Annotated in this window: 27 protein-coding genes and 1 tRNA gene; 23 read left to right on the forward strand and 5 right to left on the reverse strand. The window is 38.9% G+C overall.

Going from position 1 to position 25391, the window contains the following annotated elements; all coding sequences use genetic code 11:
• The first annotated feature begins 204 nt into the window (after positions 1–204).
• The 3 genes from AC07VK_RS23570 (at position 205) to AC07VK_RS23580 (ending at position 3202) form a co-directional block, all read left to right on the forward strand.
• Complete coding sequence (locus AC07VK_RS23570; RefSeq protein WP_492963524.1) at positions 205–1428, forward strand: DUF2264 domain-containing protein; 1224 nt, start codon at positions 205–207, stop codon at positions 1426–1428.
• Positions 1429–1514: 86 nt separating this feature from the next.
• Positions 1515–2354 carry a 5-dehydro-4-deoxy-D-glucuronate isomerase gene (kduI, locus tag AC07VK_RS23575; RefSeq protein ID WP_492954398.1) on the forward strand — a complete coding sequence of 280 codons (840 nt, stop codon included), beginning with the start codon at positions 1515–1517 and terminating at the stop codon, positions 2352–2354.
• Between the two features lie 83 nt (positions 2355–2437).
• Positions 2438–3202: an SDR family NAD(P)-dependent oxidoreductase gene (locus AC07VK_RS23580; RefSeq protein ID WP_492963526.1), complete on the forward strand. Its 765-nt coding sequence runs from the start codon at positions 2438–2440 to the stop codon at positions 3200–3202.
• A 139-nt stretch (positions 3203–3341) separates the two neighbouring features.
• Here the strand turns inward: AC07VK_RS23580 and AC07VK_RS23585 are convergent, their stop codons facing one another.
• From AC07VK_RS23585 to AC07VK_RS23595, 3 genes are all read right to left on the reverse strand, one after another.
• Positions 3342–3968: a carbonic anhydrase gene (locus tag AC07VK_RS23585; RefSeq protein WP_492963528.1), complete on the reverse strand. Its 627-nt coding sequence runs from the start codon at positions 3966–3968 to the stop codon at positions 3342–3344.
• 563 nt (positions 3969–4531) lie between these two features.
• Complete coding sequence (locus AC07VK_RS23590; RefSeq protein WP_492963530.1) at positions 4532–5140, reverse strand: hypothetical protein; 609 nt, start codon at positions 5138–5140, stop codon at positions 4532–4534.
• A gap of 319 nt (positions 5141–5459) precedes the next feature.
• Complete coding sequence (locus tag AC07VK_RS23595; protein ID WP_492963532.1) at positions 5460–6101, reverse strand: Crp/Fnr family transcriptional regulator; 642 nt, start codon at positions 6099–6101, stop codon at positions 5460–5462.
• Between the two features lie 78 nt (positions 6102–6179).
• Between AC07VK_RS23595 and AC07VK_RS23600 the strand changes: the two genes are divergently transcribed.
• From AC07VK_RS23600 to AC07VK_RS23615, 4 genes are all read left to right on the forward strand, one after another.
• On the forward strand, positions 6180–6875 hold the full coding sequence (locus AC07VK_RS23600) for an HAD family hydrolase (protein WP_492963534.1): 696 nt from the start codon (positions 6180–6182) through the stop codon (positions 6873–6875).
• Positions 6872–7516 carry a CatA-like O-acetyltransferase gene (locus AC07VK_RS23605; RefSeq protein ID WP_492963535.1) on the forward strand — a complete coding sequence of 215 codons (645 nt, stop codon included), beginning with the start codon at positions 6872–6874 and terminating at the stop codon, positions 7514–7516. The genes AC07VK_RS23600 and AC07VK_RS23605 overlap by 4 nt, the downstream gene beginning before the upstream one ends.
• Before the next feature lie 71 nt (positions 7517–7587).
• The gene (locus AC07VK_RS23610) at positions 7588–7797 is read left to right on the forward strand and encodes a hypothetical protein (RefSeq protein WP_492963537.1); all 210 of its coding nucleotides are present in this window, start codon (positions 7588–7590) and stop codon (positions 7795–7797) included.
• Positions 7798–7914: 117 nt separating this feature from the next.
• Positions 7915–7991 (forward strand) — tRNA-Ala (locus tag AC07VK_RS23615).
• Positions 7992–8377: 386 nt separating this feature from the next.
• On the opposite strand, the gene AC07VK_RS23620 is transcribed toward AC07VK_RS23615, so the two are convergent.
• A complete protein-coding gene (locus AC07VK_RS23620; protein ID WP_492963538.1) occupies positions 8378–8923 on the reverse strand; it encodes a hypothetical protein in 546 nt (181 codons plus the stop codon).
• A gap of 390 nt (positions 8924–9313) precedes the next feature.
• Between AC07VK_RS23620 and AC07VK_RS23625 the strand changes: the two genes are divergently transcribed.
• From AC07VK_RS23625 to AC07VK_RS23640, 4 genes are all read left to right on the forward strand, one after another.
• On the forward strand, positions 9314–10000 hold the full coding sequence (locus AC07VK_RS23625) for a hypothetical protein (protein WP_492963540.1): 687 nt from the start codon (positions 9314–9316) through the stop codon (positions 9998–10000).
• Positions 9943–10869, forward strand: a complete 927-nt coding sequence (locus AC07VK_RS23630; protein ID WP_492963542.1) for a hypothetical protein — start codon at positions 9943–9945, stop codon at positions 10867–10869. Before AC07VK_RS23625 ends, AC07VK_RS23630 begins: the two co-directional genes overlap by 58 nt.
• 9 nt (positions 10870–10878) lie before the next feature.
• On the forward strand, positions 10879–11355 hold the full coding sequence (locus AC07VK_RS23635; protein ID WP_492963544.1) for a pentapeptide repeat-containing protein: 477 nt from the start codon (positions 10879–10881) through the stop codon (positions 11353–11355).
• Between the two features lie 1161 nt (positions 11356–12516).
• Positions 12517–13416, forward strand: a complete 900-nt coding sequence (locus AC07VK_RS23640; RefSeq protein WP_492963546.1) for a hypothetical protein — start codon at positions 12517–12519, stop codon at positions 13414–13416.
• A 45-nt stretch (positions 13417–13461) separates the two neighbouring features.
• Here AC07VK_RS23640 and AC07VK_RS23645 read toward each other — a convergent pair whose 3' ends face one another.
• A complete protein-coding gene (locus AC07VK_RS23645) occupies positions 13462–14184 on the reverse strand; it encodes a LytR/AlgR family response regulator transcription factor (RefSeq protein ID WP_492963547.1) in 723 nt (240 codons plus the stop codon).
• 332 nt (positions 14185–14516) lie between these two features.
• Between AC07VK_RS23645 and AC07VK_RS23650 the strand changes: the two genes are divergently transcribed.
• The 12 genes from AC07VK_RS23650 to AC07VK_RS23705 all read left to right on the forward strand — a co-directional run bounded on the left by AC07VK_RS23650 (position 14517) and on the right by AC07VK_RS23705 (position 25381).
• Positions 14517–15365 (forward strand): LytR/AlgR family response regulator transcription factor, encoded by an 849-nt coding sequence (locus tag AC07VK_RS23650; protein ID WP_492963549.1) that lies wholly within the window; start codon positions 14517–14519, stop codon positions 15363–15365.
• 13 nt (positions 15366–15378) lie between these two features.
• Complete coding sequence (locus AC07VK_RS23655) at positions 15379–16320, forward strand: fibronectin type III domain-containing protein (RefSeq protein ID WP_492963551.1); 942 nt, start codon at positions 15379–15381, stop codon at positions 16318–16320.
• Positions 16321–16404: 84 nt separating this feature from the next.
• Positions 16405–16821, forward strand: a complete 417-nt coding sequence (locus AC07VK_RS23660; RefSeq protein WP_492963553.1) for a hypothetical protein — start codon at positions 16405–16407, stop codon at positions 16819–16821.
• A 1-nt stretch (position 16822) separates the two neighbouring features.
• Complete coding sequence (locus AC07VK_RS23665) at positions 16823–17431, forward strand: toxin-antitoxin system YwqK family antitoxin (protein WP_492963555.1); 609 nt, start codon at positions 16823–16825, stop codon at positions 17429–17431.
• Between the two features lie 597 nt (positions 17432–18028).
• Positions 18029–18766: a hypothetical protein gene (locus AC07VK_RS23670; protein WP_492963557.1), complete on the forward strand. Its 738-nt coding sequence runs from the start codon at positions 18029–18031 to the stop codon at positions 18764–18766.
• Positions 18766–19782: a hypothetical protein gene (locus tag AC07VK_RS23675; RefSeq protein WP_492963559.1), complete on the forward strand. Its 1017-nt coding sequence runs from the start codon at positions 18766–18768 to the stop codon at positions 19780–19782. Before AC07VK_RS23670 ends, AC07VK_RS23675 begins: the two co-directional genes overlap by 1 nt.
• On the forward strand, positions 19779–20615 hold the full coding sequence (locus tag AC07VK_RS23680; protein ID WP_492963561.1) for a hypothetical protein: 837 nt from the start codon (positions 19779–19781) through the stop codon (positions 20613–20615). The genes AC07VK_RS23675 and AC07VK_RS23680 overlap by 4 nt, the downstream gene beginning before the upstream one ends.
• Before the next feature lie 93 nt (positions 20616–20708).
• Positions 20709–21626 (forward strand): hypothetical protein, encoded by a 918-nt coding sequence (locus tag AC07VK_RS23685; protein WP_492963563.1) that lies wholly within the window; start codon positions 20709–20711, stop codon positions 21624–21626.
• Positions 21627–21633: 7 nt separating this feature from the next.
• Positions 21634–22566 (forward strand): hypothetical protein, encoded by a 933-nt coding sequence (locus tag AC07VK_RS23690; RefSeq protein WP_492963564.1) that lies wholly within the window; start codon positions 21634–21636, stop codon positions 22564–22566.
• A gap of 3 nt (positions 22567–22569) precedes the next feature.
• The gene (locus tag AC07VK_RS23695; protein ID WP_492963566.1) at positions 22570–23526 is read left to right on the forward strand and encodes a hypothetical protein; all 957 of its coding nucleotides are present in this window, start codon (positions 22570–22572) and stop codon (positions 23524–23526) included.
• A 248-nt stretch (positions 23527–23774) separates the two neighbouring features.
• A complete protein-coding gene (locus AC07VK_RS23700) occupies positions 23775–24689 on the forward strand; it encodes a hypothetical protein (RefSeq protein ID WP_492963568.1) in 915 nt (304 codons plus the stop codon).
• A 20-nt stretch (positions 24690–24709) separates the two neighbouring features.
• Entirely contained in the window at positions 24710–25381 is a 672-nt protein-coding gene (locus AC07VK_RS23705; protein WP_492963570.1) for a hypothetical protein, read from the forward strand.
• The last annotated feature ends 10 nt before the right edge of the window (positions 25382–25391 follow it).

Consider the following 25391-nt stretch of genomic DNA (forward strand, 5'->3'; position numbering starts at 1 on the left):
AATGAGAGGATTTCAATAAAAAAGAGTCGTCATTGCGAGGCACGAAGCAATCTTAAAGCGCACGCTAATAGCGATCGTTGTAAGATTGCTTCGTCGGCTGAAAAAGCCTTCTCGCAATGACGACTCCCCCTCAGCTTGTCATCGTCACTTCATTGTATATCAATGGAATTTAAGCTATTTACAAAATTGATTAAAACAATTATAATGAAATACAAACTGATTTTTTCTGCCCTGCTGATTTTTTCTCAGTTGGCAAATGCACAAAAGAAACCTACAACAGGTGCTGAAGACCGTGCTTTTTGGGTTAAAACCTTAAACCGCATCGCTTACCCGGTAATCCATAACCTGGCTAATGAAACTTTAAAAAAGAATATGCCATTAGAAAAAGCCCCGGGCTATGGCTTAAATGCGGCTAAAGTGACATATCTTGAGGCACTGGGACGTACCATTGCAGGAGTTGCACCATGGCTGGCTTTGCCTGATGATGACACAGCAGAAGGTAAACTTAGAAAAACCATGCGTACCGAACTTTTGAAAGCTTTGGCCAATTCGGTAAATCCCGAGAGTCCTGATTATATCAGTTATCGCTCAGAAAGTCAGCCCATTGTTGATGCGGCTTATGTTGCACACGCTTTCTTGCGCGCACCAAAGGCACTTTGGGAACCACTTGATGAGCTGACCAAAAAAAGATTTATAGAAGAGTTTAAATCGCTACGTACCCGCAGCGGTGCTTATAATAACTGGCTTTTGTTTTCGGGCTTAACCGAAGGTTTTCTATTGAGCATCGGCGAGCAGTATGATCCTGCCCGCGTTCAGTTTTCGATCAATAAAATGAAAGAATGGTACGTTGGTGATAGCTGGTACAGTGACGGCGAAAAATTTAGCATGGATTATTATAACTCTTACGTGATTCACCCCATGCTGGTTGATCTTTTAAAGGTATTGGTGGATAAAAAAAGGGCATCTCAAGCCGATTATGATATAGCCTTGAAAAGAATGGTGCGTTATTCTGAATATTTGGAAAGGATTATCTCACCAGAAGGTACTTATCCAGCCTATGGCCGCTCGATCACTTATCGTACAGCTGCCTTTCAGGCATTGGCCCAAACGGCCTTAATGGAAAAACTGCCCGAATATGTAAAACCATCACAAGTTCGTGGCGGCTTAACCGCTGTAATGCATAAATTATACGATGGAAAGCAAAATTTTGATGCTAACGGATGGTTGGTGCTTGGTTTTAACGGTCATCAACCAGAAGTGGCTGATACCTATACTTCTACCGGAAGTTTATACATGGCCACCTTAGGCTTTTTAACCTTGGGTTTACCTGCCGATAATAAATTTTGGACAGATGCACCCGCACCCTGGACCAGTTTAAAAGCCTGGAGTGGAGAAACGATAAAAAAGGATTATAAAGTTGAGTATTAATACAAATAATAAGTATCGTATAAATATATTTGCGGATAGGATCTGATATCGGTTCAGGTCCCATCGCAAAACTCAATTTTTAACCAATGAACAAATTCGAAAGCCGTTACGCGCAAAGCCCTAAAGAAGTTAAACAAATGGATACCGCAGCTTTGCGGGATAATTTCTTGATCGAAAACGTATTTGAGGCCAACCAGGTAAACCTAACTTTATCTCATTTTGACAGATATATTGTTGGTGGTGCAATGCCTGTTGATCAGAAAATAGCACTTCCAAATCCTGATGATTTAAAAGCGACCTACTTTTTAGAGCGTAGGGAACTGGGTATTATCAATGTAGGTGGAAAAGCAATCGTTACCGCTGACGGCGAAAAATACGAACTGGATTATAAAGAGGCTTTGTACATTGGTAAGGGTACAAAAGAAGTGTTTTTTGAATCTGCCATACCAGGTGAGGCGGCTAAGTTATACATTAATTCTGCCCCTGCACACCACACTTATCCTAACAAAAAAGTAAGCAAAGCGGAAGCAGAGATTGTAGAATTGGGCACGCCTGAAACTGCAAACCATAGGATAATAAATAAATTGTTAGTGAACAGTGTTTTGCCAACCTGCCAATTGCAAATGGGTATGACCGAGTTAAAGTCGGGCAGTGTTTGGAATACCATGCCTGCACATACACATGATAGGAGGATGGAAGCTTATTTCTATTTCGAAGTTCCGAAAGGACAGAGTGTTTGCCATTTTATGGGCCAGCCACAAGAAACCCGCCACATCTGGATGCAAAGTGATCAGGCGGTTATTTCGCCAAATTGGTCAATCCACTCAGGCGCAGGCACAAGCAACTATACCTTTATTTGGGGTATGGCCGGCGAAAATTTAGATTATGGCGATATGGATCACTGTGCCATCACCGAACTGAAATAAATTTACACTCACCATCTCGACTGGAGCACAGTCCCGAACTTTCGGGAGAGAGAGCTTTTTAAATGCATCATAGAATAAAGAACATGTCTAACATATTTAATTTAGCAGGTAAAACTGCATTAGTTACCGGTTGTAAAAGAGGAATAGGAAAAGCAATGGCTTTAGCTTTGGCCGAAGCAGGTGCCGATATTATCGGTGTTTCTGCCAGTCTTGAATTAGAAGGTAGCGCTATAGAAAAAGAAGTTTTAGCACTGGGTAGAAAGTTTTATGCTTACCAGTGCGATTTTGGTAAACGCGAAAATACACTGGCTTTCGCCGCTCAGGTAAAGGCCAATCATCCGGTTATCGATATTTTGGTCAATAATGCCGGAACGATTTTACGTCAGCCAATTGCTGAGCATTCGGATGAGTATTGGGATGAAGTAATTGCGGTAAACCAAACTGCACCATTTATTTTAACCCGCGAAATCGGAAGGGAAATGATTGCAAGAGGAAGCGGAAAAGTAATTTTCACGGCATCCTTACTGTCGTTCCAGGGTGGAATTACTGTTCCCGGTTATGCAGCAAGTAAAGGTGCAATCGCATCTTTAACCAAAGCTTTTGCAAACGAATGGGCATCAAAAGGCGTAAATGTAAATGCAATTGCACCCGGTTATATTGCAACAGATAATACTTCTGCTTTACGCGAAGATCAGGATAGAAGCACTTCTATCTTATCGCGTATTCCTGCCGGAAGATGGGGAACACCAGAAGATTTTAAAGGACCAACATTATTCCTGGCCTCATCTGCCAGCGATTATGTTCACGGAACAATTTTAACCGTTGATGGCGGTTGGATGGGACGTTAGTCAGTCTTGAGTCGGAAGTCCTCAGTCTTGAGTCAGAAGTTCAGCGTAGTAATCCGAAGATAATAAAACCCCGTAAGTTTTAAACTTGCGGGGATTTTTATGTCGTTAGGACTTAAGACTTCGGACTTATGACTATGGACTAATAGAGGTTATAAATCTCCTTAATATCTTTCAGAATCTTTTCGAAATCGATCTTCAGGTCAATTAAACGACCAGTGTGGATATCAAATACCCAACCGTGAACGGTTAATCCCCGTTCGGCAATGGCCTCCTGTACTGCTGCGGTTTTTAACAGGTTAACGCATTGCTCCTGAACGTTGAGTTCTACCAATCTGTTATAACGAAGACTTTCGTCTTCAATGGCATTCAGTTCGTCTTTATGGATGCGATATACATCACGGATATTTCTTAACCAAGGGTTTAATATGCCTAAATCTGCAGGCTGCATGGCTGCTTTAACGCCTCCACAATTGTAATGGCCGCAAACCACAATATGGTTAACTTTTAAATGGCGTACCGCGTAATTTAAAACCGTCATCACGTTTAAATCTACGTTGTTTACCAGGTTGGCTACATTTCGGTGTACAAAAGCCTGGCCTGGTTGTATACCCATTAAATCTTCTGCTGTAACCCGACTATCTGAACAGCCGATGTACAAAAACTCAGGGCTCTGACCTTTAGATAATTCAGTAAAATAATCAGGATTAATGGTCAGTTTCTCGGCAATCCATTTTTCGTTGTTCTTAAAAACTTCTTCTACATTCATGCTTTTGCTTTAAATAGAATTTTGGGATATATAAATTATGATAAGTGTTAAATAAAAGGTACCTAAACTGATATAAAACTAAAAAAAGATTTCCTGATTTCGGCAAGTTCTTCATTGGTAATTGTTAGGTCCGAATTGAAATAAACATGACCCTTAAAATCCATCGCCAAATAATTAGCTGTCATAATAAAAGGTGTTGTAAATCCATTCCTGGGTGAGTTTGTTTATAAACTGTTGTGTATTTCCGTTTAACCTGGCACTTCCATTTATAGTTAAAATATCAGACATATTTTCTTCTTATTAGTTTACACTAACAAGTTTTACGCTTAAATGTTTCATGGTTTAACGGGAGTGGAGAAGAAATCTAATATGGAGATTAAAAAAAGGGAGTGATGTAGATATCGTCACTTATCCTGTAGCTTTAAGGATAAGGGCTTATCTCCTTTAGGGAAGAATATTGATTCAGAAATTGAACTAAGGCCATTAAGAATAATCACCATAAAAAAAGCCAATATCAACAATCCTAATTGCTTAACAGGTATTGATATTGGCTTAATTGGTTTTTAGCTCGCAACTGCTACTGCATTCTTGTTGATGTGGTTTGGCAGTTCTTCAAGTGTGTATAAGTTAACCAACGATTCTCTTAATACGTTTTTAGCATCATACCAGATGTTTTCTTGGGTAAAATGACAAACGCCATTAGTTAGCTCGGTAATAATTGCACCGATTAAGGTTGCAAAGTGATTTTCGAAAACATCGCCCGAATGATATTTTAAAGAAAATACTTTATTATAATTTTGAAGCTGAGCTTCAACCTCTGCGCTCAGTTTTACAGGTTTTGCAGCCTTTCTTTTTTTCTTTTTAAATAACCCCAGTATCTTTTGTACAAAACTCTGTTTGATGATTTTGTCTTTAAAAAGCTTTTTCTTGTACTCCTTAAGGTCGAATGATTTAAGGGATACGCTAAAATTTAGTTTTAGGTTATTTTCGTTAAATATTTCCAAACTGGGTTTGTCCCATTTAAAAACGATTGGCAAGTTTCCATTCGGGTTTCTAAATGAAAAAGAGGAGTTAATATCCAGAACATTTTCATGTTCATTTAAACGTTTTAAAATTGTTGGGATAAGATCGTCTGTTAATGAATTGGTGTAAATGTTTATATAAGCACTCATGTTTTGTTAAGATTAGCTGAAATCAATTATCGCGAATGGGCAATTGCCATAGGCTTTATTAAATGATAATTAAGGATATCATTACATTGCAGAGCGATCCATTCTAAATAGATACCACTCCTCAATATCGATTAACTTGGAAATCTTAAGGTGAATTGGTAGTTGCAGTTTTTCATTTGTATATATGGTTATTTGTGTGTCGTCATATGCGCAAAAACAGCGCTTAATTTTTTACTATATAAACGGGTCGGATTACCGAAACGTTACAGCTAGTTTTAAAATTATCTTCTGAGCAATAATTATACCATAAATACGTTGATTATTTTAATCTTTCGAGCAGCTTTTTCATGTTGCTTAGCTGTAGGATGTTTTTAAATTCGGGCGTATCAAAACCACCTTTATCTATCACCTGCTTTAAGCTTCTGTTAAAGCTTCTTACGGAGATGCCCAGGTAGGCAGCCATGTCTTCTTTAGAGATGGAGATATGCTCATCCGCCTGTAGTTTAAGCAATTTTAAAAGTGCATATTCTAAGGTATATAGCTGTTGGAAGGATGCCCGTGTACTGGTTTGTATAATTCTGGTAGACAATTCCTGGAGTAAGATTGTAGTAAATTCGCTACTTTTATTAATCAGGGAAAGGAATAGGTGATTAGGGATAACGTAGGCTGTAACATCACTTATTGCTGCTACGTTACACAAACAATCCATCTTTTTTAAAGCTTCTAATTCGCCAACCACCTCGCCCTTACCTAAAAATTCGATAATAAAATCCTTGCCGTTTTCCTCAGAAATAAAACATTTGCTAATCCCATCCTTAATGATGTAAATGTTGTTTATTTTTTCTCCCTGTTCAATAAATCTATAACCCGCTTTAAAGTTTTTAAGTGTAATGGTTCTCTCTTCACTTTCGGTACAAAAACGTTCGATAAAGGATAAGAAAGTAAGATTGGTTCGTAGCATATTTTTCAGTCAAGACAAATGTCCTTTTTTAGCAGTCTTAGTTGCGTTACTTTTGTCGCATTAAAAGTAAGCATAACAATGAAAAATCAAATTACAGTAATTGCTTTTGATGCTGATGATACCCTTTGGGTAAACGAACCTTATTTCCGCGAAACGGAAGAACAGTTTGCAGGTCTTTTAGAAGATTTTATGCCCCATCATAGCGTCCTTACCGAACTTTACAAAACGGAGATTGCCAATTTACCACTTTACGGCTACGGGATCAAGGGTTTTGTTTTGAGCATGATCGAAACAGTTTTGAGGATAACTGATGGAAAAATAGATCCTATAGTGATTAGTAAAGCGATAGCACTTGGACAGGAAATGCTCAATAAACCAGTCGAACTGCTTGATGGGGTAGAAGATGTACTTAAAGCCCTGCACGGAAAATACAGATTAGTGGTTGCCACGAAAGGCGACCTGCTCGATCAACAGCGTAAGCTCACCAAATCAGGACTTGATCACTATTTTCACCATATCGAAATCATGAGCGATAAACAGGAAAAAGATTATCAAAAACTGATCAAACACCTGGATTGTAAACCTGAAGCATTTTTAATGCTGGGCAACTCCTTAAAATCGGATGTTTTACCGGTGCTAAATATTGGCGGACATGCAGTTCACATCCCATTCCATACCACATGGGTGCATGAGCATATCGATCACACCATTGAACATGAAAATTTTTATCAGATGGAAAGCCTATCTGAGATTTTACCAAAATTAATTGAATGAAAGAAAAAATAGATATAAACACCTGGATCAGAAAAGATCATTTTAAATTTTTTAGCGCCTTTGATGAACCTTTCTTTGGCGTAACCGTAGAGGTAGACTGTACTGCTACCTACGAAGAAGCAAAAGAAAATAACGTTTCTTTTTTTCTGCTTTATCTGCACAAATCGCTGGTTGCTGCAAATCGGATAGAACCTTTTTGTTACCGCATTATTGATGGCGAAGTTTGGAAATACAATAGTGTAAATGCCGCGGCTACCATCAACAGACCAAATGGTACATTTGGATTTGGCTACATGGATTTCTACAAGGATTTTGAAGATTTTAGAACAGCAGCCAACAAAGAGATCGAAAAGGTACAGACCGGCACAGGTTTAATCCCTTCCTCATCAGGCGAAAATGTAATTCACTATTCGGCTTTGCCCTGGTTAAATTTTACTTCCTTATCGCATGCCCGCAATTTTGCTTATCAGGATAGCTGTCCTAAAATATCCTTTGGTAAGGTTAGGGATGAAAACGGAAGAAAAATAATGTCGGTTTCTATACATGTAAACCATGCCTTGATGGATGGTTATAACGTTGCACAGTTTGTAGATGCCTATCAGGAATTATTAAACAAAAAAGAGGTTAACGAATATATTTAATTCAAAACTTTAAGGAATTAAACCTAAAGGATAATTAATGTTCGGTTAATATTAGGAATTTATTTTCGGTGATGTTTATAGCTGCCGTTATTATTCCTTTTTATCTTTTGGCTATTATAGCCATGTGTTATATGGATACTGTTTTTAAGGCGATTATGTTTTTTGTGCTGTTACTTATTGCCACATTTGTACTTTTTCTGTTCATCAATTATCCTATGCAATCGGTTTTTGCTGTAATCTGTTTAATGGCCATGTTGGCTTTTAAACCTAAAGATTACTAAAAAAATGAATTATGATTTGCATTCGAGAAAGTATTTGCTATTTTTGCTGCTCAGGCAGGAAGCTTGTTTCAATTACCGAATGATTATTTAATTTTTGGTTATTGAATATTTAAAATTGGGGGATTAGCTCATTTGGCTAGAGCGCTTCGCTGGCAGTGAAGAGGTGATCGGTTCGAATCCGATATTCTCCACCACATTAAAGGCTACCTGTAAGGTGGCCTTTTTGTCGTTTAAAGGGGTTTTGTTTTCTAGCATAATGATATAAATATACAGAAAAGTCCGTGAAAAGTCCGTAAGTTAATGCATTAAAAAAGCACCTGATTAGCTGTCAGGTGCTTTTTTTTGTTAAAGTTGATCCGAATAACTACTTATGCTTAGTACGTCTAGCGGAAGATAGAATAATCTCAGCTTTCTTGCTTTCGATTGCTGTTATGTTTCCGTTTATTGAAGAAGTGGCCCTATTGTTAAACAAAACCCTATGAATCTCCATTACATTCCGATTTGTATTAGCTAGCAAAGTTAACATCTCATCGTATTTTAAACTATCCATAATATCTGTAAGGTTGAACTAGCTTTAATATTATCTTTGACAGTTTAAATAAAAAGTTGGTGTATAGCCAATTGGGAATGGTTTTTTTGTCTTTACATCATCCCAATCAGATAATGTTACTTCTGCCATAAATAACATAAGAAAATCCCTAGCACAACTTTTATCGATGTTAGTTAGATAGGGTGGAAAGTTTAAAGATTTACGGAGGTCTCCAATAAAGCGGTTTATCGACGCCGTTTTGTAGAGCGTATCGATTTGAACGAAGTTAATTATAGATGAGTAATATTCATTATCATGACCATTACTTGCAATAAAGCTTATTTTGCTCTTGACAGAATTAAAAGTGTTTATTCCGTAACTTGTGATCTTACCAAGGGCATGAAAACAATCGTCATCTGAGTAAAACTGTGAAAGAATATTAAACCTATCCCTACCAGTTGCATCAAGGCATCTATAATCTTCCCTTTCGTCATATGGAACTGAAAGATTACCTACAGGTTGACCTAATTTGGGAACTAAATTGTTAGCTACAACCGTTTCTTCGACACCATTTGTGCCATTCTCAAAATTTTGCATAGTTATGCCTTCTAAATGCGTTCGAAAACGCAGGTTTAAATTAGCGAAACCTGAAATGGATAGAACAGGGATTACACGTTAATAACTTACCGTAGCGAAGGTCCATTTTGAAATTTGAATCTACGAGTAAGGATCTAATATTGTTTTGGGAGCCAGCAATATTATTATTTAACCGATGCGTTAAAAGCTTTTAATATTAATAACCACATCAGTTTCGCACCTGTCTTTCATGGAGAAACAATTGATGATAATTTCACATTAGGCCATATATTTACTTTAGCTGATGATTTACTAGCCACAGCTATTTTAGATCAGTGGCTCATATTCTTTTTCGAGGAGAGTAACTGGACTGCTGGAAAAGCAGGTACTAATGAGAGTTTTACCGATGGAATGGGAAGAATGTTAGTCCAACGACAATATTTTACTGAAACCGATGCAGCTACTACTTACTATGTATATGATAGTGTTGACCCAGATAAGTTGCTTTATGTACTTGCACCAGGTTTTTCGGCTAGCCAGATTGCAGTTGGTGATACCACTTTTAATCGGTACGTATATGCATATAAGTATGATGAAAGGAATAGACAAGTTGCAAAGAAAATCCCTGGTACCGGATGGATCCATACTGTTTATAATATTTTAGATCAACCAGTGCTTTCACAAGACTCGATGCAGCGTAACGGTCATGAATGGAATTATACAAAATATGATGTAAATGGGCGCATTGTGCTAAGTGGGAAATATATAAGCAATGCTTCCGCAAATGAATTGCAAACACAGCTTAACAATAGCACTATCAATTGGGAAACCAAGAACTTAAATGGTGCTTATGGTTATACCAATGCCGCTTTTCCAGTGGGTAATGGAAGCGAAGTGTATGGCGTAAACTATTATGATGATTATGATCTACCATCTTCTTGTCCTTTTTTAACTCTGCCAGCGGGTAGCACTGCTATAGTTACAGGATTACCCACAGGTTTTATGATCCGACTATTGGGCGCTGGAGTGCGACAGATCCCATGGCAGAGAAGTTTTATGATTTATCGCCCTATAATTACGTGTTTAATAACCCTTTGACCTTTACCGATCCAACAGGGATGGATCCTGAAGATGATAAATATCGTGGTGGGGAATGGTATAGAGTAGTTCGGTCTGGCGATTCGTACCTTCGGATACGCATCCATTATAACGATGAACGCATGTGGCAAGCCATGTCAGATGCAAATACGGCGCAACGTGCAGCCGATAGGAATGGAAGACATCAACAGACGCTTGATGCAATGTCTTTAACATTTGGATGGAGTACGGTAAGACCTGAAACTCCAGCCGAACGTGAGGCAAGATTTAAAAAAGAACTAGCTATTGTAAATGCTACCATAGCGAGAGAAAAGGGTACAGCAGCAATTCAGGGAAAAGGGTATGGGAAGAGCTGGTGGGATTCGTCTGCTTCTGGATATTGGCAAGGTGTGGGGGCTTCGGCTAAATTCGGTACAAGAGGGGATTCAGGAGATTTTAAAAATTTACCGAAAACAAAAGGAGAAGTGTTGCTTGCCTATTTAAATTATGTGGTAACAGTCATGGTTTCTTCCAGATCAGGTATGCCTGGAATGCCATCATCAAGTGGATGGGCTGCCAAGAGAGGAATACAAGTTACAGAAGCCAGTATTGTTAAGGCTTTGCAAGGTTCAACGATGAAAACACTACAAGGTGAAGTTTCATTACCAATAGTTCAAAGATATGTCAAAATGTTAGAGGCTGGTTCAATCTCTCCTGCTATTAAAGTAGCCAGTGGAGTAATAGTAGAAGGAAATCACAGATATGTTGCAGGCAGGCTGTTTGGAGTAGAACGAGCGATAGTCCCTGGAGCAATATCACCAAGTCAAGCATCTAGAGTTGTTCCGATTCAACAAACAAAAGTCAGCCCAGGGGATTGGGATAGGCATTAAATTATAGAGATGAAAATATTTTGTGAAACAGATCAGCACATTGAAGTACCCTATAGTAGTTTAAAAGGCGTTTTACTTGAAAACTTGAACTTACACCGTGCTCAACTAGAAAATTTTGATTTGTCAGATACAGTTTTTAAAAATTGTAATCTTCGAGGTGCTTTTTTATTTAAAGCAAAGATGAGAGGATGTACTTTTGAATCTACGAATCTAATTGTTGCGGATTTAAGAGAGGTAGACTTATCAAACACGAATTTTGTCAAATGCTCAGTTATTTCAACGTTATTTGAAAACGCGAATCTTCTCAACACAAATCTTGAAGGCTCAGACATTGAAGGTGCAAATTTTAAGAATGCAAACCTTCGTGGTGCAAATCTAAATTGTATTGGGATTGAAAAAGCAATATTTGAAAAAGCAACATTTGATAATCGTACAATTTGGCCAAAAAACTTTAATGCGGAAGAGTATGGTGCTGAAATGAAGTAGTCAGGGCTAAGCGAGAGTCTTATACAGTAAATCAGTTTGAAGCTCAAATAAACTACTGTTGAACTTTGGCTCCAATGATATACAAGATTTTGATTGCCAACTGGTAAGCTTATTAACATTTTTCATCATGTGTGGTGCGTGTGAGGAAAGGATATAAAAGAATATTTTGATTTAAATGGGTTCTATATTAATTATTACTATAATGAGGTAACTAGTATTACACCTTATTACAAACAACCAGATTACATGCGAGGAAAGGCGGTTAGATAATTTTAATGAGCTACACTCATCTTTTAAGACAATCAATTTACATACTGTTATATATTTTACAAAGTCGAGCGGAAATGCTCGGCTTTTTTTGTGGGGGGCATGGCAATCTACTATAGGGTGCAAAAAAACTTTCTTGCCATAACCACGCAATAGTGCAGATGCTTTTAGTTTAAATCAGCCCTATGCCGAACTATTGTTTAAAACAGTTCTTTAGAAAGAGCATTCATTGAGAATTTAGGTATGCAATGCACGGATTATCGTTGATATGGTGTGAAAACATTTTTGTTTTGCTATACGATGCCTTCAAGACAAGGTGGCAAAAAGTCTAGTGTACAGTTTGGAGTAAAATTCTTTCAGCCGATCTTCATAAACCACGAAAACCCTTTTGAAAAAAGGCTTTAGGAAATGCGCACGCTTCCAAGAAATTGGATTGCCAATATCCAATGTGTCTTTTGCAAAGTCAAAACGAGCGCGTAGTTTGGAATAATTGGTGCTCATAGATTCTTAATATGCTTTTTCCTGTGAATTTTATGCTGTAATTTCAGTTCAAAACGATTCTCTGCAAAATTTCGTCACTCTAAAACGCGCGCTCATGTTAAAAAAAGTACTGTTCGTCAAAAAGATTTCATAAAAAAAAACTCGGTTTGTACCTATGTATAAAAGGTAAATCAGTTATCGGGATAAAGATGCTAGAAAACGTTTACTTTCCATGCTGATTGGGGTCGGGGTTAGTCCAGGCCTTTCAATGTTTTTTATGCCGTTTATTGGAGGTGGTACTGCAGGTCGGTTCGATTTCTGCCGGGCAGGTCACGAACATGTAAGTATGCCGATTACGTTCGGTTAGTTTTTATTTCGAAATAACTGAGTTTTACCTTATATATAATTTCCATTATGAAAAAAACACTGTTTACACTTGTAGTTACATTACTAAGCTGCTATTCTTATGCAGCTAATTTCAAAACAAAAACTTATAATAGATTTGCTGATGTATCAGTAAACTTTACACCAACAGGCATAGGTTGGTACAGGATAACCACGTTTGGTGGCCTGCAGGGGGGAACTATACAAATAGCGGGAAGTTATGATAATAGGGTTACTGATGTAGAATTTCAATATAGTATTGGAGGATGGGGAGTTAGCGGTTCGATACAGCAAACACGCTATTCTAGCTATAATAATGGATGCGTGGACCAGGTAAGAATCAGTAGTGACGGCCTTGCAAACTCTTATCTTGATATTCATGTTAGTTCAGCGACCGTGCCTGGGGCAATATATATATTTGGACAAGGAATGAATATGCCAAATTTTGTTGCAAGTCCGACCATAAATGCGGAGGCAGGTTCAACAGATGTAAATGTTTTAACTTTAACTCATGGATTCAATTCCACCAAAGGGGCTATATTCGCGGTAACTAGTGGTAATGTTGGTATTGGCACAAGTCTGCCAGATGCTAAATTAACTGTCAAGGGCTTAATCCATACACAGGAAGTGAAGGTAGATTTACAAGTACCTGGTCCGGATTATGTGTTCAATGACGATTATAAGTTGATTACCTTAGCAGAAATTAAAGATTATATTGCCAAAAACCACCACCTGCCAGAAATCCCGTCTGCTGTACAGATGGAAAAAGAAGGGCTTAACCTTGGTGATTTGAATATTAAGCTACTAAAGAAAGTGGAGGAACTGACTTTATATTTAATAGAAAAAGATAGCCAATTGATGGAACAGAAAAAAGTAAACCGATCTTTACAGCAACAGATTGACAAACTTGCGGAGAAGATAAACAATTAGCGCCTAACCCAAAAATAATTATTATGGGTTAAAATGAGATTTCTTTCAGCGGTTATTTTTTTTCTTTTTCGTTAGTTCGTCGAAATATACATCAAATCCTTTTTGATAGGAGTTACCGACCGTGGCATGTAGGTCTTTTTCCATAAGGATTTTATAACGGTTGATGTTCTTGATAAATCGGGTGTTGATAATAAAGGATCTGCTTATGCGCCTGAAATCTGCAAAGGATTTTAGCTCCTCTTCCATCGCATTCAAAGTTCCATATGGAATATATGTTTTTTCCAGGGTGTGGACCTTGAGGTAATTGGAAGCACTCTCTATGGCAATGATTTCTTTGAGATAAAGCTTCAGCGCGTTGTTCTTTCCGCCTAATCTGATCATGATAAAATCATCCTGGACCTTGAGTCTTTTCATCAGGTTCCCCATGATTTTTTCGAATTTTTTGTAGTCAAAAGGTTTACTTAGGAACTGTTGGGCATTCACATTGTAACCTTCCAGTGCATATTGAAGATGGCTGCTGACCAGAACGAGGCAATTTACTTTCTGATTGATTGTTTCTGCAAGTTCAAGGCCTGAGAGGCCTGGCATTTCTACATCTGTGAAAAGGATATCGATGGGTTTCCCAAACTGTGCAATCTCACGCTGAGCAATAATTGGATCGGTATAAGACTTGATCAAGGTTAAATGAGGGGATAATTGGATACATTCCGCAAGAAGTTCTACTGCTTGGGGGTCATCATCAATTATTATACAGGAAAAGACTTTCAAATATCAAAATAGTGGTTATTAGGGGGAGGGTTAAAAACACAGGAATTATATCCAGCCAAAGATAGCGATTCGGATCTATGATAATTTGGAGTGTTTGGCCATTCGCATAAAAATTAGGGAGGTTCGTATAAAAATCAAAAATATGGTTTTAGAATTTTTAATCTTTGTTCTGCCTACAGATAGGTGATAAACCAAACACTTTATAACTACTTATTTACGCTCTCATGTTAAAAACAAGCAATCGCCGCCAATGTCTTTTTGAATATTTGAAAAGAGATATTTCCCTTTTTTCTTTTTAGTCGTCTAATATCTTTTTTTCAATTAAATCCATTATGATTAACTGTTACATAATAGGTGAACTGGCTACTGTTGAGTCGCTTTGTAACCATATTAGTAGTCATCCCCTGACTGAGCTTAAGGGGTATTCCCTGCAAATACCGGAGAACTTTGATTTTACCTATCCGATCAGCCCGGATATCATATTTATCGATGCTTCGATGATTGCAGCGGCTGGGAGATTGATGGATAGGGCAAAGCAGTTTTCTTCGGTCATTCTGGTCTCTGGCGATACGCTTCAGGCGTTCGAAGCATTTGAGCATCTTGCTTTTGATTACCTGATCACCCCAGTCTCCTTTAATCGGTTTGTAAAGAGTATAAATAAATTTGATCACCTTACGCAGCTGGCCTATTCTATCCATGCTCCAAAAAAACAGCATGTGCTTGATTCTTTTTATATCAAGACTGATTCGAAGGGTTTCAAGGAAGTGTTGATCAGGTGTGACCAATTGATCTATATACAGGCGCTGCAGAACTATGTTGTATTACATATGGAAAATGACAAGCGTTTTGCATGTCATAATTCGATGAAGGAAATGGAAGACAGTCTTTCCGGTTCCAGTTTCAGCAGAATCCATAAATCTTTTATTATCAACGATACCAAGATTACCTCGATTGAGGGTAACATGGTCATACTCAATCATTCTGAAAGCCATAAGCTATTGATCGGAAATACGTACCGCAAAGCATTTTTCGACAAAAAGAATCAGAAAATGATCAGAAAGCAGAAACAGATGCCGCAGCTGCCTACCTATTCTTTATTGGGGTCGGTGGTGTTTTACCTTGCATTATGGGTTGAAGAGTCCATAGAGGGGCTTCAGCTTATCTCCAACATTTTCTTATAAGTTCGAACCTGTGATGAAGTGTATAAAATTATTTTTTGGGTTGTTAGTGCTGTTATTATATGGTTGCAGTGAATTTATAGAACCGTCACTTGCCGACCGTAAATTGGATCTCCTTGCGCCTTCGCAAGGGCTGGAAACCAGCAGCTATCAACAGACTTTTTGGTGGGAGGGCATGCCTGATGCTATTTTCTATCGTTTGGAGGTAGTAACCCCAAAGTTTGACAGCATATCAAAATTGGTACTTGATACATTAATCACCGGTAACAAATTTGTGTATACCCTTGATCCGGGTAAATACGAATGGCGGGTAAGGGCCGAGAACGGCAGTAGTGTAAGTGCCTTTGTTACCAGAACATTTACCATATATCCGTCAAGTCTTACTGACCAGATTTTGCAGGTCAGCAAACCAACTAATGGATTATATTCTAACCATCCCGAAGTGCAGTATGAATGGCTTAAACTTTTTGGTGCAACACAATACCGGCTTCAGGTGGACAAAAATAATTTCTTGGACGAGACCAAACTTTTGCTGAATGTAACAACAGACAACCTTAGTTTTCTTCAGTCACTGGTGACTGAGGGTACATTCCAATACCGCATCAGGGCTGAAAACGCAACCCAGAACTCAAAATGGAGTTCGGTCAGGAATTTTATTTACGATACTACAGGCCCGGAAAAAGTAACGCTGAGTGCTCCTGTCAATAAGCAGGTTGTTTCCAGTCCGGTCAAACTGATTTGGAATGGGCCGGCAGATGCGGAACGTTACCAGATCTATGTTTATAAAAGTGATTCGTTAACGGTTTATAATACGGCTTATCCACAGCTTCTCACCGGCACAGAGCTCAGCTTTAATGCGGGGGAGAGCGGTGAATCACTGGTCTGGCGGGTAAGGGCGATTGATAAGGCTGGTAATTTTGGCGGATATAGCGCTTACTATTCTTTTACTTTGCGGTAGAGCGTGATGAAGAACAAGAAATTGACATATCTGTTGGTGTGTTGTGCTGTGGCTGTATGGGGAATTATATTTTACAGAATCTTTATGGGAACGGAAGACGAAGATCAGGTTTTACCTGTAAATCACCGTATCAATGCAGTTTATTTCAATATGATCGACCATCAGCATGATCCAGTAGCTATTGATCTGGACTATGATGATCCGTTTTCTGGTGTTTTTACCCCTGAGAACGAACCAAAAGTGCCAGTGACGGGCAACCCGGTAATATCACCTATAATACAGCCATTAGCTAAACCTCAGGTGAACTGGTCTGCAGTAAGTTACAAGGGGCTGGCTTTTAATCCAAAAACAAAAAAAAACGTGGCTATTATCAGTGTCAATGGAAATGAAACCATGCTTGAAGAAGGGGGCACTGCAAATGGGGTCAGATTCATTAAACGTACAGGAGATTCGGTTAAAATCGAATATCAGCACACAATCAGGTATTTATCCATTAAGTAATATGAAATTTTTATCCGTTATTGCCATTCTGTTTTTGCTTAATAACAATCTTTGTTCTGCACAGCATCAATATTATAATCTAGGCGAATATAGCCATACCATTAATTTTCCAGACCACAAAGTTTCTTTCCATGTACTGATTTCGGAGAGATCGATGTCCGGTTTTGATGCAGACAAAAAATATAGTTGGTACAGTGGCAACCAGATTAATATAACCCAGGGAGGTTTTGCCGGGAAACTGCTACATGGTACTTACACTGATCATTACACTAGCAAAAATCTCAAAGAACTGGGGGAATTTGATAGCGGATTAAAAATTGGTTTGTGGAGGGCCTGGCAGGAAAATGGTATACTGATCAGCAGCTTGCGTTACCGTAAAGGAACGCTTAACGGCCCGTTTCAAAAATATGATAAAGCCGGAGCACTGTCTGAAGAGGGAAGATATGTAAATGGCTTATTGAACGGGAATCTGAAAAAATATTCCGGAACAGATGCGGTGCAGGTAGTCAGATACAGGCATGGAAAGATTGTGGCCGATAAGCCGGGAAAAATCGCTCGCTGGGTTAGGGCATTTTTTTCCAAAAAAGCCAAAGACAGAAATCAAAAATAAGGTATGACTTAGCATTTATGGTTATTATACTTTGTTTGTTCCTGGGCAATAGTATCATGACATAGGGCAGCTTTCCTGCTTTTGGGATGTTTGCCTCGGAAGTGCTGCTCCAATTGCTTGGCGCGATTGAACGGTATAACAGTGCGTACGATGTAGTGCTGTACCCTGGCCTGCACCGGGGTACGGGTGATGGTTCGGACGGAATGGTATCTGAAGGGCATGCCCACGTAGTGTTGGGGATCCGAAGATGTAAAGAACTCAGGCGTTACATTATTGGATTAAGAAAGAACTTGGAATTTTCCAAAGCAAAATCAAATAAAATCTGCAATCTGTTTTCGTATTAAATCTTCAATGCCCAATTCAATAGCGAAAAATGATCTGTCATCTGTTTCCAGTCCGGTGCTGAATTGCCATCATTTTTATGCAGAACTCCGATAGTATAATCAATTGGTAAAATCGGTTTTTACATTATCACTTTGAAACCCACGTTTGTCACTTCATTTTGATCGTTTGTCAAAAAACTACGGCAGGGTTAGTTCTTTTATTTAGTTTGGGACGAGGTTCTAAGTTTTTAACAAATCCAAAGTAAAATAAGTTATGAAATTAAAAAACATCTTTATTATCCTCTTTTTATTTGTTGGCAAAATGCTGTTTGCCCAAAATACTTTTCCAACTTCAGGAAATGTTGGTATCGGAACATTGAATCCAACTTCTTGGTTCGGTGGAACGGTACAGCAGATCGAAGGCCGCAGGTCAGTACTTAGACTTGCACCAAGTTTGAGTGGTGATATCGGTACCATTTTATTTAAAGGTGCATATTCTGAAAGCGTTAATGGATCAGATGACGAATTTCACCTCAATTATGTAAGCGACCCCGCGGGTCCATATATCATGCTAGGAGCATATAAAAACGGTCCTAAAACTGTTCTGACCCTGATGGGGACTGGTAACGTTGGAATAGGCGCTGCCAACCCACAAGATAAACTTACCGTAGCTGGAAACATTGGCGCCCGGGAGATTAAGGTTTCTACAACTGCAGGTGCGGATTTTGTATTTGAACCCACCTATAAGCTTTCTGGTTTAACCGAACTGGAAAAATTTGTAAAAACCAATAAACATTTGCCCGAAATCCCAACGGCTAAGGAAATGATAGCAAATGGCGTAAACTTAGGGGAGCTTAATATTAAACTTTTGCAAAAAGTAGAGGAGCTAACCCTACATCTGATCGAGAAAGACAAACAGCTTAGCGCTCAAGGCGAACAAGTAACGAAGCTCGAGGCAAAGCTGGTTCAGCAAGATAAAATCCTTCAAAACATTTTAAAGAAATTGAAATAATGAAAAATACCATCAAATTATTTGTACTCCTATTATTTTATATTTTTCTGCTAACGACTATAGTTCAGGCCCAAACCAGGGATAATGCCGGTCTTCAGGGGGATGCAGGAGCAGTATCAGGCTTTTTTGAAACTGTTAGTCCTGTTAATTACCCTGCTGGTGCCAATGGTTGGTGGCATTTGCTCGATGTCCGCCATAGTAATCCGGGAAATAACTATGCGATGCAGTTTGCAGGGGGCTTCTACGATCAGCACCTCTATTTTAGAAAAACCAATAACAATCCCAGCCAACCCTGGCTGAAGATTGTCACGGAAAGTGAGGGGAAAGTAGTATTAAATCATCTGACTACAACTGGCGATGGCAATGTACTCAGCCAAGGAAATGAAAGTGATTTTGCAGGGAACCTGCTTATCCGGGCAAATACCGGGGGAAGGTTTGAGGATAAAGGGGCACAGATTGAGTTTGTGATTCCAGGTAATACAGATGGAAGTAATCCTTGGGGGCAGGGAAGGATTATCACTGTAGCTGGTAATGGCAATAATAGCAATGCCACAGGAAAAATGATCTTGGGGACCCGTAGAATGTTCAATAAGTATGGAAGTGGTATGCAATGGTTCTATGGCGATGATATTGTAATTGATGGTATCGGCAACATTGGGATGGGTACCCTTACGCCCCGTGAAAAGTTATCTGTAAACGGCAACATCCGGGCAATAGAGATTAAGGTAGAAGCACAGAACTGGCCTGATTATGTTTTTGAGGATGGCTATGATATCGGTACGTTAAAAGGATTGGAAAGCTACATTAAAACAAATAAACACCTGCCTGAAATGCCTTCTGCCAAAGAAGTTGAAACGAATGGAATAGAACTGGGAGTGATGAACAAGCTTTTGCTCAAAAAAATAGAAGAACTCACGTTGCACCTCATCGAACACGAGCGTAAAATGAACGAACAAGCAGAAATGTTAGTCATACAGAAAAAGGAAATATCGGAACTTAAGGAAAAAATCAAATGAAACACTTGTACATTTTAATTATTACTCTTTTTAGTGCTATAATGAGCTTATCTGCGCAGCAGTTCAGCCTACCTGCCGACGGGAAATGGTATCTGGTGGCTAAGGTCGGTGGCTTGCACAGTGAGTTTGAGTATACCTACAAACATACTACTGCACATACGCCTTCGTTGGTTTCCGGTAAGTTTCAGTTTATCAATTCACAGAATTTTTCTATTCAGGAACACCATAGTATGGGTTATAGTGTATGGTTGCAACCACAGTTTGCATTGTTAAATCTTGGAGGAGAAAGCCAGATATGGGTTAAGGCTACAGTAGGTGCTGATTTGGGTATTTTTAAAGTAAGCAATTTTTTAGCAGGTTCGTTAGAACTCGGCTCTGTTAGTGATGACAATTTAAATGACAATGGTGGCATAGTAACCGTCTATGATAAGATAAGAGACAATGCTCATACCTACGTCGGTAACCTTAATGTAATTAATGGTAATGTAGGTATAGGTACTGATCTCCCTAAAGAAAAACTTTCAGTCAATGGCAATATTAGAGCACATGAAATCAAAGTAGAAACTGCCTACTGGCCCGATTATGTTTTTGAAGAAGGTTATAAAGTTGGAACGTTGAAAGGGTTGGAAAGTTATATCAAAGCCAATAAACACTTACCTGATATGCCTACTGCGAAAGAGATTGAGGCCAGCGGCCTGGAACTGGGCGAAATGGTGAAAATGCAGCAGAAAAAGATAGAGGAGCTCACCTTGCATTTGATCAGTCTGGATAAAAAGCTAAGCGCATTGGAACTTGATAATCGCAAACTCAAAGTAAAACACAAGAAACGTTAGGCTTTGATTCGAAACAATTAACCTGATAAGCTAAAACCAATCACTTGTAGAATAAAAACCTTCAGGGATGATTCAATATTAAAAACTGTAACAATGAAATTCAAATTATTTTCCATCTGTTTACTCTGTAGCGGTATAGCCTTGGCTCAAACTCAGGTTGTAACTACTGGTAACAATGTTATCGATCCAGCGAATCCTTATGGTGCGGACGTTGTAATCGGTAGTGATGCTGCAGGTGGGGTTAGGCATAATAGTAGTATGATGTGGTGGTCCAATAGCAGTGCTTCCCGCATAGCTAGCCTTGGCAATGATTTTCGTTTTTCAGTTTGGAGTAGTGAAGATCCCAACATATCACTTGCCGCCGCGGTGGGGGGATCAAGTTTTTTTCGTGGAAATGTAGGCATTGGAACTACAACACCGGGATCTACATTAACCTTAAGATCTGGTAATGGTACGGGAATAAGCATTCATCCTGGTTCAAATCCCTATTTCGGCACATTGGCGTTTAATCGGGAATCGGCAACTGGGGAAATTTTCGATCCGGCAGGAAAGGCCTTTCAGATCAATAATGGTGGTGGCGATCAAAATCTTCATATCCAGGTTTATAATGGTGATGGCACTCTTGTGACCAATAATTCGCTGGTTATTTCAGGTACCAATGGAAATGTTGGGATTGGAACAGCAAGTCTAAGCGAGAAGTTTAGTGTAGAAGGAAAAATCAGGGCACGCGAAATTAAGGTAGAATCCGCATTCTGGCCTGATTATGTTTTTGAAGAAGGTTATAATCTTGAAACGTTGAAAGGGTTGGAAAGTTATATCAAAGCCAATAAACACTTACCTGATATGCCTACTGCGCAAGAGATTGAGGCCAGCGGCCTGGAACTGGGCGAAATGGTGAAAATGCAGCAAAAAAAAATAGAGGAGCTCACCTTGCATTTAATCGAGAAAGATAAACAGATCGATCTACTTCTTAAAAGAATGGATGCTTTGGAAAGTAAGAATAAAAAATAAATACAATATGAAACAATTATTTATAAGCTTAATCCTTGTGGCGATTTTTAGTAACTGTTTTTCACAGGGCTCGATATCAACCATTTTTCAGGATGAAAGCAATGGTTTGAACGTTATTCAAGGAACCGTGATGGTTAATGATACTAAAGCCAATGGGGGTACATGTATGTTCAGGCCGGCTACAGCAGATGGCGGTACTATTTGGGCAGGGCCTTATATCACTGTTTCTGCTGGTAATTATCTATTGCAGGCAAGAATAAAAGTAGCATCCAATAGCGCTTCTTCTGGTCTTTTTTTACTCGATATCGTTAGTCAGTATGGTTTGGTAATGCACGGTGGTTTATGGATTGCGCCGAATATGTTTAAAACCAATAATGAGTGGCAGCTGATTACCATTCCTGTAACCATTCCACACGGAATCACCAACTTGGAAATGAGGGGAATGAATTTCCAACCAGGAATAACAGATGTTTACCTGGATTATGTTCAACTTATACCATCAGGTTTCTCTAGTTTTTATTCAGAAGAATTAACAATTTCTGGAAAAGGCGATGTTGGTATAGGCACTACCACGCCCCGCGAAAAACTTTCCGTTAACGGAAAAATCAGGGCACATGAAATCAAAGTAGAAACTGCCAACTGGCCAGATTATGTTTTTGAGGAAGGTTATGATGTTGGAACATTGGAAGGGTTGGAAAGTTATATCAAAGCCAATAAACACTTACCTGATATGCCTACAGCAAAAGATATTGAAGCCAACGGCTTGGAACTGGGCGAAATGGTAAAAATGCAACAAAAAAAGATTGAGGAACTCACCTTGCATCTGATAAAAAAGGACAAACAGCTTTCAATAGAAAAGGAAATGAACAAAAGGCAACAGGGGCAGATTGATAGCGTGATAAGAGAACTGGCAAACATGAAGAAAATCGCAAATAAATAAAAAATGAAGAAACTACTTGCACTTTCACTATTCTGTATATGTCATGGCGCAGTTTCCGCACAGAATAATAATGTTTTTCCTGCCACGGGTAACGTCGGCATTGGTACTACAAATCCAGCAGCCAAAATTAGTTTTAATGAAGTGAACGATTCTGATAACCCGAGCGGGTTAACCTGGTTTAGTGGTGGGCCTTTAAATTACGGTATTTACCGGACGCCCGGCTCATGGGCAGCTCCGGCATATCAACAGTTAAAACTTAGCTGGGATACGGGGATAATATTGGAACCAGGGAGTCAGTACCAAAATAGTTATGTTGATATTAAGGGCGGAGGGTTGCGTGTAACTTCTGGTAATTTGGGTATTGGAGTTGTTAATCCAAGCTCTCCGCTTCAAGTAGAAGGAGCTCCAACGCAAAGCTGGTTGGTTAATTTGGGTAATACCGCGACCGGTGGGCATAAAATGTATTTCGGATATGGTAATTTGACCGGTACAAATTATGGCTTATTTATTACCGGAGGCAGAAACGTAGCAGGACAATTAGATTTTGCAGTTGAGAATAAATTCTATGTCATGGGGAATGGGAATGTCTTAATTGGAAAAACGAGTCAGGCTAATCTGGCATACATGCTTGATGTAAACGGTAAAGCCCGTGCAAACGAAATTGTGGTAAATACTACTGGGGCAGATTTTGTTTTTGAACCCGGCTACAAACTTACCGGCCTGACTGAATTGGAGAAATTTGTAAAAACCAACAAACACCTACCGGAAATTCCGAATGCGGAAACCATGCAGGCAAATGGAGTAGGAGTAAGCGAAATGCAGACCAAATTATTACAAAAGGTGGAAGAACTTACACTTTACCTGATTGAGCAGAATAAACGTATAGCAGACTATGAACGTAACCAGGGTAAACAACAAATGGAATTAGAAAAACTTAAAAGGGTCTTAAATAAAAAATAAGGAAAAAAATACGCTTATCCTTTTTGCCATTTCTACCGTATTTGCCGCTTTCGCTCAAGACGCTAATGTTTTGACGGGATTAGGAGAGCCGGCCTATGTCGATTCACATTGCACCTGATCGAAAAGGATAAAGGTATCACAGCGTTAGAACGAAAATACTCAGTTCATAGAAAATCAAAAGAGTTTTGTGCTAACACTTGAACACCTTCAAAAATAATAGAATTATTAGAGAAACAAAATCAGAAATAATGAAAAAAATATATTTGGGCTTTTTTTTAATCTTATTGGCATCTATAAATACCTATGCCCAGTTGGGAACAACTAAAGGAGATGCGCTGGAGATATCCTCATCAAATGGTGCAACCGGGAACAATATGATGCACAAAATATGGCTTTTACGCAACAGTAATGGAGATAATTGGCTTACTGCATCATTACACGATGGCATTGCAGTTGATGTTTCTTTTTTACAACCACAGGTAAATACCAGAACGTGGTGGGAGCGAAATCCGGCTACCGGAGAACAATTGTGGGGAGATATGGGCCAAACTTTTATGGTGTTATCGGGAGGGAACTTAGGTTTGGGCACCCTTACTCCGACTTCGAAGCTTGAAGTACAAACCTCGGGTAGTGGTTGGCCATTAAGTTTACGGGCCAATGCTTTCAGTCCTGGCGATATTAACGGGATAAAGTTTTATTCAGGATACTTAGGAGAAGATAAATGGGCAGGTATTGCGAGTGTAGCAGAGGATTTGCACAGCAATAAAACTGCTTTATCTTTTTATTCTGGTCAAACAGAAAAAATGAGATTGGCCTGGAATGGAAATGTAGGTATCGGTACGGCTACACCTAATGAGAAACTTTCAGTGAACGGCAACATCCGGGCCCGCGAAATCAAAGTGGAAGCCACCAACTGGCCCGATTATGTTTTTGAAGAAGGTTACAATGCTGGAACGTTGGAAGGATTGGAAAGTTACATCAAAGCCAATAAACATCTGCCCGAAATACCATCTGCAAAAGAAGCACAGACAAATGGAGTAGCGCTCGGAGAGATGAACAAACTGTTACTCAAAAAAATAGAAGAGTTAACACTTTATGTTATTGAGCTTAAAAAAGAAAGTATAGCACAGCAAAAACAACTCGATCAACTTAAAAAAAGGTAACAATTAGCTAAATTATTTTTATGAAAAAAATCTATTTAACCCTCGCTTTAATGATCGCTGTAATTGTGGTGAAGGCGCAAAGTCAGACCATCAATGGTGATTTATCTATTGGTGCCGAAGGGACAGCGGTTGTTGGAGCTGGAAACAGGGCATATTTCAATGGAGCAAGTTCTAATGGAGATGAGCTGTCTATTTACCGATTTAACAGAGGTGTGGACATTAGCGATCTAAGGGTAAATATTGGTGATAATTATAGTAACGGTGATGATCGTTTTGTTGTGGGATCTCATAACTGGCAAGATGGTAAATATTACATTCACATGGTTGTGGCCGCAGATGGTAAAGTGGGTATCGGTACAGAAGCTTTCGGTGCAGAGCGTTTGGCCGTAAATGGCAATATCAGGGCAAAAGAAATTAAAGTGGAGGCAACAGGCTGGCCTGATTATGTTTTTCAAAAAGATTATAAGATTTCCTCTCTGGCAGATTTAGACCGGTATATCAAAGCAAATAAACACCTTCCGGGGATACCCACTGCACAAGAAGTTAAACAAAACGGAATCGAACTAGGAGAAATGAACAAACTTTTGCTTCAAAAGATCGAAGAACTTACGCTGCACCTGATCGGGAAGGATAAAGCTATTGAAGGCATGCTCAAGAGAATGGATGATATCGAGAAAAAATTAAACAAGTAAAATTTATAAA

This window comes from Pedobacter sp. GW821-FHT01D05, from assembly GCF_059422505.1.